This is a genomic window from Streptomyces sp. SID5643 (assembly GCF_009872555.1).
In the GTDB taxonomy this organism is placed as follows: domain Bacteria; phylum Actinomycetota; class Actinomycetes; order Streptomycetales; family Streptomycetaceae; genus Streptomyces; species Streptomyces iakyrus.
In genome coordinates, this window is record NZ_WWIC01000039.1 from 1 (window position 1) to 12,177 (window position 12,177).

9 protein-coding genes are annotated in these 12,177 nt (G+C 73.1%); 7 read left to right on the forward strand and 2 right to left on the reverse strand.

What is annotated here, in order from left to right; translation table 11 throughout:
- The coding region (locus GTY56_RS04005) for an FtsX-like permease family protein (protein ID WP_161362523.1) at positions 1-2,952 on the reverse strand (2,952 nt) is incomplete at its 3' end.
- 138 nt (positions 2,953-3,090) lie between these two features.
- On the opposite strand from GTY56_RS04005, the gene GTY56_RS04010 reads away from it, so the two are divergent.
- The 3 genes from GTY56_RS04010 (at position 3,091) to qcrB (ending at position 6,327) form a co-directional block, all read left to right on the forward strand.
- Positions 3,091-3,822: an ABC transporter ATP-binding protein gene (locus GTY56_RS04010; RefSeq protein ID WP_161362525.1), complete on the forward strand. Its 732-nt coding sequence runs from the start codon at positions 3,091-3,093 to the stop codon at positions 3,820-3,822.
- Positions 3,823-3,835: 13 nt separating this feature from the next.
- The gene (locus GTY56_RS04015; protein WP_161362527.1) at positions 3,836-4,570 is read left to right on the forward strand and encodes a vWA domain-containing protein; all 735 of its coding nucleotides are present in this window, start codon (positions 3,836-3,838) and stop codon (positions 4,568-4,570) included.
- A 101-nt stretch (positions 4,571-4,671) separates the two neighbouring features.
- The gene (qcrB, locus tag GTY56_RS04020) at positions 4,672-6,327 is read left to right on the forward strand and encodes a cytochrome bc1 complex cytochrome b subunit (protein ID WP_161362529.1); all 1,656 of its coding nucleotides are present in this window, start codon (positions 4,672-4,674) and stop codon (positions 6,325-6,327) included.
- 38 nt (positions 6,328-6,365) lie between these two features.
- On the opposite strand, the gene GTY56_RS04025 is transcribed toward qcrB, so the two are convergent.
- A complete protein-coding gene (locus GTY56_RS04025) occupies positions 6,366-7,253 on the reverse strand; it encodes a hypothetical protein (protein ID WP_161362531.1) in 888 nt (295 codons plus the stop codon).
- 124 nt (positions 7,254-7,377) lie between these two features.
- Between GTY56_RS04025 and GTY56_RS04030 the strand changes: the two genes are divergently transcribed.
- The 4 genes from GTY56_RS04030 (at position 7,378) to pepN (ending at position 11,472) form a co-directional block, all read left to right on the forward strand.
- The gene (locus GTY56_RS04030) at positions 7,378-7,854 is read left to right on the forward strand and encodes a GNAT family N-acetyltransferase (protein ID WP_346345413.1); all 477 of its coding nucleotides are present in this window, start codon (positions 7,378-7,380) and stop codon (positions 7,852-7,854) included.
- 20 nt (positions 7,855-7,874) lie between these two features.
- Positions 7,875-8,225, forward strand: coding sequence for a chorismate mutase (locus GTY56_RS04035; RefSeq protein ID WP_161362534.1), 351 nt, complete (start codon positions 7,875-7,877; stop codon positions 8,223-8,225).
- Positions 8,226-8,363: 138 nt separating this feature from the next.
- Positions 8,364-8,912, forward strand: a complete 549-nt coding sequence (locus GTY56_RS04040) for a response regulator (RefSeq protein ID WP_161362535.1) — start codon at positions 8,364-8,366, stop codon at positions 8,910-8,912.
- Between the two features lie 67 nt (positions 8,913-8,979).
- Positions 8,980-11,472, forward strand: coding sequence for an aminopeptidase N (gene pepN / locus GTY56_RS04045; protein WP_161362536.1), 2,493 nt, complete (start codon positions 8,980-8,982; stop codon positions 11,470-11,472).
- Positions 11,473-12,177: the final 705 nt, after the last annotated feature.

The following is a 12,177-nucleotide window of genomic DNA, read 5'->3' on the forward strand; positions in this document are numbered from 1 at the left end:
CACCGCCACCGCCGTCAGCGCCGAACGCGGCCCGGCGCCGAGCGGATCCCGCAGCAGCTCGGCCACGGCCTCGTCCCGCACCAGCACCTGCCCGGGTTCGAGGTCGGGGCGCGCCCTGAGCGCCGCGGCGACCTCGGCCTCCTTGCCCGGGGCGGTGCTCACCCACCACTCGGTGGGGGTGAGCGGTGTACTGGCCCGCTGCGCCAGCACGGCGTCCACGGCCCGCAGATCGAGCAGCAGCGCCCCACCGGACAGCGTCTCCCCGGCCAGGTCGGTCGCGGCCGTCGGCAGCTCCTGGACCGACCGCACGATCCGCACCCGCAGCTGTTCCCCGGACAGCGGTACGTCGATGGTGTCGCCGGGCCGGGCTCCCGCCGCTCGCAGGAAGTCCCGGCTGGCGACGGCGGAGAGGCTGCGCGGCACCTCGGCGCCGGTGGTGTCGACCCGGACGGTGTAGACCGGCTGGGCGCCGTAGCCGTAGCCGTCGCCGCGGTCGGCGCCGGTGTCGTACGACACGGCCAGCGGCGCGCTCCCGGACGCACCGGGCCTGGTGGCCGCACGGGAGACGACCTCGCCGTTCTGCGTCACGACCCGGCTGCCCTGCCAGCGTGTCCCGGCAGCGATGTCGACGGTCCGCGCGGAGCCGTCGCCGCCGGTGGCGAGCAGCCGCTCGACGGTGAACCGGTGCCGCTCGGCGCGCCCGGCGGGAGAGGTGTCGTCGAGCTGCAACCCGGTCAGCCGCAACGGCCCGGCCGGGGCCGCCCGGCGGTCCGCCGCGGTTCCGTCCAGGTCGAGTGCCACCCGGTGGATCCGGCCGTCCACCGGGACGGTGCCGCCGCCCAGCCGGTACGCGATGCCGTACCGGTCCTCCACGACCGCCGTGAGCAGCGGCGCGCGATCGGAGGGGGAGCGCTTGGACCGGGCCCGCTCGTCGGTGATCCGCACGTCGAGGGCGAGCCGCCGGGTGCCGTCGGGAAGCCGCACGGCCCGGTCCCCCTCCGGCGCGGCTGGCGCCAGGGCCCGCAGCAGCCGCGCCGGGGGCTCCTCGGCGAGGTCGCCGCGCATCAGCATCCCGTCCCGTGCGCGAGCCGTGTCCAGGGCGAGGACCGCAGCCCGGCGGTCCCCGGAGAGGCTCAGCGTGGTGCGGTGCGCGGGAGCGGCGGCCACGGCGCCGGGCAGCGAGGCGTACAGACCCGTCTGCCCGGGGCTGCCCGGCCGGTAGTCGAGCACCCGTACGGAAGCGCCCGTCCAGAAGTCGGCCTGGTCCTCCTGCGACCGGTCCCAGGACGCACCGTGCCCGATCGCCAGCATGCCCGTCGCCACCGCGATGACCAGCAGCAGCACTGGCCCCGCCCCGCGCAGCGGACGCCGGCTGAACTGCCAGCCCGCCAGTGCCGCCGGCAGTCCGCGCCCGCTCGCCGAGCGCCGCTCCGCGAGCCGGGCCACGAACGGCAGCAGACGCAGCGTCAGGACCGTGCCCGCCAGCAGCGCCAGCGCGGGCGCCGCCACCAGCAGCGGATCGATGCCCAGCTCCCCGGCCCGGTCCCGGCTGAGCACGCCGCCGCCGGTCGCGTCGGTCTGCCGGTCGAGCTGCCAGTACGCCACGCCCGCGATCAGCAGCAGCCCCACATCGGCTCCGGCCCGTACGGGCGCGGCCGACGTCGCGGCCCGGACCCGCCGCAGCCGTACCGGAGTTCCCGCCGTCGCCGCCAGCGCGGGCGCCACCACCGCCATCGCGCAGGCCGCCGCAACCCCGCCCGCGACCAGCCACACCCGGCCCGCCGGGGCGGCGGCGAGCCGCAGCCCGATCCCGTCGAGCGAGGACCACCGGGCGAGCAGCCGGGCCAGCGGGCCGGACAGCAGCGCGGCACAGACGGCGGCGGGGACCGCCAGCAGCAGCGCCTCCAGCGCGGCGAGCCCGGCGATCCGGCCGCGCGATCCGCCCCTGGCCCGCAGCAGCTCGGTCTCACCCGCCCGTTCACTGCCCAGCAGCCGCGCCACCAGCAGCAGCGCGTACCCGGCGAGCAGCACCAGCTGCACCGAGACGATCAGCAGCGTGGACCGGGACACCAGCAGGCCCCGCTCGGTCCGGTCGAGCACCTCGGGCAGCCCCGTGCGCACGTCCGCGTCGCCCCCGAGGGCCGGGTCGTCGCGCAGCGCCCCCGCGGCGCGGACCGCCGCCGAGCGGAGCGCGCCGAGGCCGTCGGTCGTCAGGGTGCCGAAACCGGCCGTCGCCACCCAGCCGGTGGCGTCCTCGGAGGCGCGGCCGGAGGCGAGCACCGACCCGTGCGTCAGCAGCGGCCCGTACGTGGTGAAGGCGACCGTGCGGATGCCCCGGCCGCCGAGGGCGTCGGCCTGCCAGTAGGGATCGGAACCGTCGGCCGCCCGGTACACGCCGGTCACCCGGACCCGGAGCGGATCGCCGCCCAGCCGGTCGGTGAGCGTGAGCTGCGCTCCGGGCCGCAGCTTCAGCCGGTCGGCGGCCGCCTCGGGCAGGGCCACCGGCACAGCGGCCGCACGGGACGCCGGGGCCGGACCCGGCAGGGCGCCCGAGAGCAGCCTGATCCGTGACACGTCGAGGGCGGCGAGGTGCGTGAGGTCGGGCTCCCCGGCGCGGGCCTCGGCGCTCTGCAAGGACCGGGGCAGCGCGTACGGCCCGGACCGCTCCAGCCTGCGCACGGTCACCGGCAGCCCGCCGAAGGCGTCCCGCGCCCCGCGCACCACCGCCCGCTGCGCCGCGTCCCGCCGCTCCCGGGGCACGTCCGCCTCGACGACGAGGGAGGCGGAAGCCGCGGCCCGGCCGCCCAGAGCGCCGCGCAGCGCCGCGTTCCCGACGGAGCCGGAGTAGGCCGTCAGGGCGGCGAGCACCGAGGTGGTCAGCAGGACGGCGAGCAGGGCGGCCGTGAGCAGCAGCCGGTGCGCGCGCAGGCGCAGCAGCAGTAAGCCCGTCACTCTTCCCCCACCCGATGCACGCGCCTCAGATCCCCCAACCCGGCATGCATATCACGGAGTTCTCCACCCGGCACATGAGTTCGAACGCGGGTCGTCCGGCTCTTGACCATGCGGACCGGTTCCGTATGGGATGCGACGATGACCGAGAACACCAGTCCGGGAACCGGCGCCGCCCTCGCCGACGACGCGTCCGGCGGGCCGATGCTGCGAGTGGAGGACCTGCACCACTCCTACGGCACCGGAGCCGCCGCCGTGCACGCGCTGCGCGGGGCCTCCTTCACCGTCCGGAGCGGGGAACTGGTCGCCCTCAAGGGCCGTTCGGGCTCCGGCAAGTCGACGCTGCTCCATCTGATCGGCGGTCTCGACACCCCGCAGAGCGGCCGGATCGTCGTCGGCGGCACCGACCTGTCGGCGCTCGGCGAGAGCGAGCTGCTGGAACTGCGCCGCGACCGGATCGGTTTCGTCTTCCAGTCCTTCGGGCTCATCCCCATCCTCACCGCCGCCGAGAACGTGGGCGTGCCGCTGCGGCTGCGCCGGGCCGAGCCGCGTGACCGCGAGGAGCGGGTGGCGCTGCTGCTGGCCCTGGTGGGACTCGCCGGCCATGAGACGCAGCGGCCCGCCGAGCTGTCCGGCGGACAGCAGCAGCGGGTCGCCATCGCCCGGGCCCTCGCCAACCGGCCCGCCCTGCTGCTCGCCGACGAGCCGACCGGCCAGCTCGACGCCGCCACCGGCCTGGCGGTGATGGAGCTGCTGCGGGCCGTGGTCCGCAGCGAGCGCGTCACGGCCCTCGTGGCCACCCACGACCCCCAACTCCTCGGCCTGGCCGACCGGGTGCTGGAGCTGAGCGACGGAGTGGTCGTCGAGGGGTGAGAGGATCCGGGCCATGGTCGCGATCAGTCTGAGCAAGGTCCAGGAGACCGCTCCCGCTCTGGTGAACCTCTACAAGAGCGCCGGGGTGTCCCTCACGAAGCACGGCCTCGACGGACTGCGGGCCGCGGTCTACCTCGTCGTCGACTACTCCGGCTCCATGAAGCCCTACTACCGGGACGGCAGCGTCCAGGCGCTGGCCGACCGGGTGCTCGGCCTGTCGGCGCACCTGGACGACGACGGCACCGTGCCCGTGGTGTTCTTCTCCACCGACGTCGACGCCGTCACCGACATCGCGCTCGCCGACCACCGGGGCAGGATCGAGCGGATCGCCGCCGGGCTCGGCCACATGGGGAAGACCGCCTACCACCTGGCCATGGACGCCGTGATCGACCACTACCTCGACAGCGGGACGGCCGCGCCCGCCCTGGTCGTGTTCCAGACCGACGGCGGGCCGATCAACAAGCTCGCCGCGGAGCGGTACCTGTGCAAGGCCGCGAGGCTGCCGCTGTTCTGGCAGTTCATCGGGTTCGGAGACCCGGGCAGCAAGCAGTTCGACTTCCTGCGCAAGCTCGACGAGCTGGCCGTGCCGGGCAAGCGGACCGTCGACAACGCCGGGTTCTTCCACGCGGGGGAGGACCCGCGGCAGGTCTCGGACGCCGAGCTGTACGACCGGCTGGTCGGCGAGTTCCCGAAGTGGCTCGTGGCCGCACGGGCGCAGGGGATCGTGCACGACCCCGCCGCCCGCTGAGCCGGCCGCTGGTCCCCTTGGCCCAACCCTGACGACGTCCCGTTTGCACGACCACGACGCCGTGCCACGCTGGGAAGGATCCGACGGGGAGGCGACGACGCATGGGCGACGACGGCGCACGACGGGTGTACGGGACGGACTCCGCCCACCGGAGGCGGCCCGCGGGCAAGGGCGAGCAGCTCGCCGACTGGGCGGACGGGCGGCTCGGGCTCTACGCCCTGGCCAAGGCCAACATGCGCAAGGTCTTTCCGGACCACTGGTCCTTCATGCTGGGCGAGGTCACCCTCTACAGCTTCGTCGTGCTGATCCTCACCGGCGTCTACCTCACCCTGTTCTTCGAACCCAGCATGCAGGAAGTCGTCTACAACGGCTCCTACACGGAACTCAACGGCGTCCTGATGAGCAGGGCGTTCGAGTCCACGCTGGACATCAGCTTCGACGTGCGCGGCGGGCTGCTGATCCGGCAGATCCACCACTGGGCGGCGCTGGTCTTCATCACCGGCATGCTGGTGCACATGATGCGGGTGTTCTTCACGGGCGCCTTCCGCAAGCCGCGCGAACTGAACTGGGTCTTCGGCTGGACCCTGCTGATGCTCGGCATCATCACCGGCCTGACCGGCTACTCCCTCCCCGACGACCTGCTGTCCGGCACCGGCATCCGCTTCGCACAGGGCGCCATCCTGTCGATCCCGATCATCGGGACGTACCTGTCGTTCTTCCTGTTCGGCGGGGAGTTCCCGGGCGAGGACATCATCTCGCGGCTGTACCCCGTCCACATCCTGCTGCTCCCGGGGATCATGCTGGGCCTCGTGACCGCCCACCTGATCCTGGTCTTCTACCACAAGCACACCCAGTTCCCGGGCCCCGGACGCAAGGAGCGGTCGGTCGTCGGGATGCCCTTCCTGCCCGTGTACATGGCGAAGGCCGGCGGCTTCTTCTTCCTCGTCTTCGGCGTGCTGACGGTGATGGGCGCGATCGCCCAGATCAACCCCGTGTGGGCCTTCGGCCCCTACCGCCCCGACCTGGTCACCACCGGCGCCCAGCCCGACTGGTACCTCGGCTTCTCTGAGGGCCTGATCCGGGTGATGCCGGGATGGGAGATCAACCTCTGGGGCCACACCCTCGTCCTCGGCGTGTTCATCCCCTTCTCCCTCTTCCCCCTGATCCTGCTCGCCCTCGGCCTCTACCCCTTCATCGAGGCGTGGATCACCGGCGACAAACGCGAGCACCACATCCTCGACCGGCCGCGCAACGCACCCGTGCGCACCGGCCTCGGCGTGGCCTGGCTGACCCTGTACGCGGTGCTGCTGATCGGCGGCGGCAACGACATCGTCGCCACCCACCTGCACCTGTCCATCAACGTGATCACCTGGTTCGTGCGGATCGGCGTGTTCGTGCTGCCGGTCGCCGCGTTCATCGTCACGAAGAAGATCTGCATGGGCCTGCAACGCCGCGACCGCGCCAAAGTCCTGCACGGCCGGGAAACCGGCACCATCAAGCGGCTGCCGACCGGCGAGTACATCGAGGTCCACGAGCCCCTCGCCCAGGCCGAGCGGTTCACCCTCACCCAGCACGAGCAGAACCCGCCCTACGAGGTCGGGCGCGAGGTCGACGCGGGAGGCGTCCGCCTCAAGGTCAAACGCTCCGAGCGGCTGCGAGCCCGCCTCGCCAAGGCCATGTTCGGGCCCGACGCGCGGATCGAGAAGCCGACGGAGGAGGAGTACCGGCAGATCACCAGCGGCGACCACCAACACTGACGACCGGCCCCGGCGCGTGAACTCCCACCCGGTGCGCCCTACGTGTCGCACTCCAGCACGCTCCGGCACAGCGCGCACCGGGCCCGGACCCGGCCCCGCACCGGCACCCTGATCCGCTGGTGGCAGGTGGGGCAGGGGAACGACACCCGCAGGCGCCCGCCCCCGTCGGGGGAGAACGCGTACCGCACGCCCGGCTGCGGCGGACCCGAGGACCCGTGCCGCCGGTCACGGGCGTACCGCCGGCGTCCCGCCCAACCCGCCGCCGTCAGCGGCGGCTGCCGCTCGTCGAGGCGCGCCAGCTCCATCCCCTTCACGTACGCCGTGTACGCCTGAGCACTGGTGAACCACACCGACGGGTCCTCACCGAACACCAGCGCCCGCTTGGCCAGCACGTACCCGAACTCCTCCGGCGTGAGATACCCCAGCTTCTGCGACGACGCCCCGTCCTCCCGGAACGCGTCCAGCAGCAGCCACCCCGCGCCCAGGTACGTCGTCGCCGTGTCCGTGAGGATCTCGTTGTCCCGCACGCCAGGGAAGGACAGGGCCAGACGATGCAGGTACACATGCATCACCTCGTGCGCCAGGGCCGCCCCGATGTCCCGCCGATGGTCACGGAACCGGTCGTTCAGCTCCACGAAGTACTCCGGCCCCGCCGCGAGCTCCACGCTCGCCGCGTGCCGCATCTCCCGGAAACTCACGACCAGCCGGGCATCCGGCAGCCGGTAGTGCCGCACCAGCTCACGCGCCACCCGCTGCGCCCCCAGATACAGGTCGTCGGTGTCGCAGAACGCCACGTCGACGGGGAGCACGCTGGTGTCGAACGTCCGGACGGTGTCGCACGACAGCCGTCGGTACAGCGCCGTGATGGCGGCCCGCACCGTCTCCAGATGCGGGTAACCGTGCTCGACCGGCCCGTCGCTCGCCACGCCTCACCCCCAGGGACGCCCCGGAACCCGGTTCCACTGTACGAGGACGCGACCCGCCGCGGACGGGCGCGCGGACGGCGAAAACCGGTCGTCACCCCCCGGCACCTCCGGCAGAATCCGCGCCGTGACCAGCGAACAGCACACCGCCGCCGCCTCGCTCCGGGTGGGCGGCCAGGACGACGACCTCGAAAAGCGGCTCGACGAAGAGCTGACGGCCTTCAACACCGCAGCCGCCGACGGCGCCGTCACCGAACCCCTCACCGTCCGCGTCACCGACGGCACCGGCGACCTGGCCGGCGGACTCACCGCCTGGACCTGGGGCACCCTGTGCTCCGTGGACATGCTCTGGATCCGTGAAGACCAGCGCCGTTCCGGCTGGGGAAGCCGCCTGATGCGCGCGGCGGAGGCCGAGGCCGCCCGGCGCGGCTGCACCGACATGATCGTCTCCACGTACAGCTTCCAGGCACCCGCCTTCTACCCGAGGCTCGGCTTCACGGAACGCGCCCGCGTCCGGGGCGTCCCCGGCGGCCACGAGGACATCTACTTCCACAAGCGGCTCCCCCCGCCGAAGGATGAGACGGCCGGCGGCCACCCCGCGTGATCCCCGTAGGCTGACGCCCCATGACCACCAGCAACACCGGTTCCCCCGACGCCGACCCCGCCGTCCGCGAAGAGCTCGCCCGGCTGCGCGACAGCATCGACAACATCGACGCGGCCGTCGTCCACATGCTCGCCGAGCGCTTCAAGGCCACCCAGCAGGTCGGCCACCTCAAGGCCCGGCACCAGCTGCCGCCCGCCGACCCGGCCCGCGAGGCCCGCCAGATCGCCCGGCTGCGCGCCCTCGCCGAGAACGCCAAACTCGACCCCGCCTTCGCCGAGAAGTTCCTCAACTTCATCGTCGCCGAGGTCATCCGCCACCACGAGCGCATCGCGGACGAGGCGCTCAACGGCTCCAGCACCGGCGCCAACTGACCTCACGCACGCCCCGGGGGAGTGACACGGCGGCCCGCTCGCGGCATGCTGCGCTGTGCACAGCATGTCAGCTGACGAGCACACCCCGTCAGCGTCCCGGACCTACTCTGGTCCTCCACGAGGGAGGGGCGTCGGGCCATGCCGTTGGATACCAGGATCCTCATCGTCGACGACCACGAGGACACGCTGTACGCGCTGGAGAGCGCACTGGCCCCGCTGGGCTACCAGCTCGGCCGGGCCACCAGCGGCGACGAGGCACTCAAACAGGTCCTGCGCGGCCAGGTCGGCCTGCTGCTGCTCGACGTGCGGATGCCCGGCGTCAGCGGACTGGAAGTCGTGCGCTACATGCGGCGCGTGGAACAGACCCAGCACATCCCCGTCATCCTGCTCACCGGCTTCGGCGCCGACCACGAACTGACCACCACCGCCTTCGGACTCGGCGTCGCCGACCTCGTCCTGAAACCCGTCGACCCCTGGGCCCTGCGCACGAAAGTCCGCTACCTCTACGACGCCCACCGGCGCCATCTCGCCCTCGAACGCGAGGTCCGCCACCTGCGCGCCCTCGCCGGAGAGCACACCGGGACCGCCACACACCCCCGCCCCGGACTGCCGCACCCCGACGCGCGCGTGCCCACACAACGGCCCATGGGGGCGCACGCCGGGGAGCTCGAAAAGGACCGCGCCTAGAGCGGACATTGGGCACGTACCGATCCGCCTCTGTGCCTTGCCGACGCCATCAGGCAGCATGGCACGCATGTCCGTACTGACGCGCGACGAAGCGCAGACCCGAGCAGAGCTCCTCGACGTCCACCACTACACGATCGACCTCGACCTGACCGGCGGAGACGAGACCTTCGACTCCCGCACCCTGATCAGGTTCGCTGCCCGCGTGGACGGCACCACCTTCGTCGAGCTCAAGCCCGCCGAGCTGCGCTCCGTCACCCTCGACGGACACCCCCTGGACCCCGAGACCCTGGACGGCAACCGGCTCGCCCTGCCCCACCTCACCGCCGGCGAGCACGAACTGCGCGTGGACGCCCGGATGCGCTACTCCCGCACCGGCGAGGGCATGCACCGCTTCACCGACCCCACCGACGGCGAGACCTACGTCTACACCCAGCTCTTCCTGGACGACGTCCAGCGCGTCTTCGCCGCCTTCGACCAGCCCGACCTGAAAGCCGTCTTCGAACTGTCGGTGAAAGCCCCCCAAGGCTGGACCGTCCTCGCCAACGGCCTCACCGAACACACCGACGGCGTATGGAAAGCGGCCCCCACACCGCTCATCTCCACCTACCTCGTCGCCGTCGCCGCCGGCCCCTGGCACTCCGTGCGCACCGAACACCGCGGCCTGCCCTTCGGCCTGCACTGCCGCCGCTCCCTCGCCCCCTACCTCGACGCCGACGCCGAAGAACTCCTCGACGTCACCCGCGCGTGCTACGACCGCTACCACGAGAAGTTCGACGAGCCCTACCCGTTCGACTCCTACGACCAGGCCTTCGTCCCCGAGTTCAACGCCGGCGCCATGGAGAACCCCGGCCTGGTCACCTTCCGCGACGAGTTCGTCTACCGCTCCGCCGTCACCGACACCGAACGCCAGACCCGCGCCATGGTCATCGCCCACGAGATGGCCCACATGTGGTTCGGCGACCTCGTCACCCTCAAGTGGTGGGACGACATCTGGCTGAACGAGTCCTTCGCCGAGTACATGGGCTACCAGACCCTCACCGAAGCGACCCGCTTCACCGACACCTGGACCGACTTCGGCGTCACCCGCAAGTCCTGGGGCTACGACGCCGACCAGCGCCCCTCCACCCACCCCGTCGCCCCCGAGGCCGTCGACGACACCGCCTCAGCGCTGCTCAATTTCGACGGCATCTCCTACGCCAAGGGCGCCAGCGCACTGCGGCAACTGGTCGCCTGGCTCGGCGAGAAGGACTTCCTCGCCGGCATCAACAACCACTTCGCCCGGCACAGGTTCGCCAACGCCACCCTCGCCGACTTCATCGACAACCTCGCTAGCGCCACCGACCGCGACGTGCACGCCTGGGCCGACGCCTGGCTGCGCACCACCGGCGTCGACACCCTCACCCCGCGGATCACCCCCGGCGAGCACGGCACCTGCGCCCTCACCGTCGACCGCGCCGGCAGCCGCCCGCACCGCATCACCGCCGGACTCTACGACCGGGACCTCGGCGACGACGGCGGGCAGCTCGTCCTGCGCGAAAGCCTCCACCTGGACCTCCCGCAGACCGACCCCCACCCCATCGGCAAGCGGCCCGCCCTGCTCCTCCTCAACGACGGCGACCTCACCTACGCCAAGGTCCGCTTCGACCCCGAGTCCTTCGAGACCGTCCTCAAGGACCTGTCCGGACTGCCCCGGCCGCTCACCCGCGCGCTCGTCTGGAACGCCCTGCGGGACGCCGTCCGCGACGGCGAACTCGCCCCCGGCGCCTACCTGGAGACCGCCCGCGCCCACCTTCCGCTGGAGACGGACCTCGCCATCGTCCAAGGCGTCCTCGCCTTCGCCTCCACCTACATCGCCGACCGCTACCTCACCCCCGGCGAGCGGCCCGCCGCCCTCGCCACCCTCTCCGAACTGTGCCGCGACCTCATCCGCCGCACCGAGGACGGCGACAACCCCGGCCTGCGCCTGATCGCCGTGCGCCACCGCATCGACGTGGCCGCCCACCCGGACACCATCGCCGCCTGGCTCGCCGACGGCACCGTCCCCGGCGGCCCGGAACTCGACCCCGAGCTGCGCTGGCGCGTCCTCGCCCGGCTCGCCGTCCTCGGCGCGACCGACGAGTCCGCCATCGCCGCCGAACTGGAACGCGACCCCAGCGCCACCGGCCAGGAGGGCGCCGCCCGCTGCCGCGCCGCCCTGCCCGACCCGGAGGCCAAGGCCCGCGCCTGGGACGCCATGTTCGGCTCCGACGACCTGTCCAACTACCTCTTCACCGCCACCGCCCGCGGCTTCTGGCAGCCCGAACAGGCCGACCTGGTACGCGAGTACGTCGCGCGCTACTACCCCGACGCGGTCGCCCTCGCCGACCGCCGGGGTCCCGCCATGGCGGAGGCGGCGGGCCGCTGGGCCTTCCCCGCACACGCCGTCGACGCGGACAACCTCCACCTCGGCGAGACCTGCCTGCACGACGGCACCCCGACGCCCGCCCTCCGCCGCAAACTCGTCGACCAGCTGGACGACTTGAAGCGCGCACTCCGGGTCCAGGGAGCCCGGCAGGCCTGACGACGGGCCCGGGCCGTCAGCCCTTCCCGCCAGAGGCCGGGGATCGCGCCCCGGCCCGGGCTCGGGGGCCCGTACCGCCGAGTTCGAGCACCGGCCCCCGCGCTGCGCGGCAACTGGTCGATCAGACGGACGACGTGAAGAGGGCGCTCCGGGTCCAACGGGCCCGGGAGCCCTGACGGCGGGGCTCGACGCGAGGAGCGGCCTCCGCCGCAGGGCGCACGTCCGCCCTGGCGCCGCCGCGACGACCCGGCCGTTCCTCCCGCCCTGCGCTCCGACGCGGCGGCGGAGCCCGGGGCTGGCCCCTGTAGGGCTGTTCCGAGGACATCGGCACGGGCGCCCGGAGGTGGGTTCGGTCTTGCTCGGGTGGCTGCTTTACGCCGTTGGGGCGTTCGGGCCGTCCTTTGCGTCCCGGGCCGACGGTTTCGACCTGGGCCGGGGCTGTGTTGGGGCGTCGAGGAACCGGCATGGGCGTCCGGAGGTCGGTTCGGTTTTGCTCGGGTGGCCGCTCTTGCGCCGTCGCGGCATCCCCGTCGTCCCCTCCGTGCCGGGCCACGGGGCCGAGATCGGTTCGGGCTCGGGGGCATCCGCCCCGGTTCGAGAACGGTCATCCCCGCCCAGAGGTCGCCCCGGCCCCGCTCGGGGCGGACGCCCTGGCGCCGGCCCGGCCCTGCCGCGGGCCCCGAGCCTGCCACCTGCCCCGGCCCG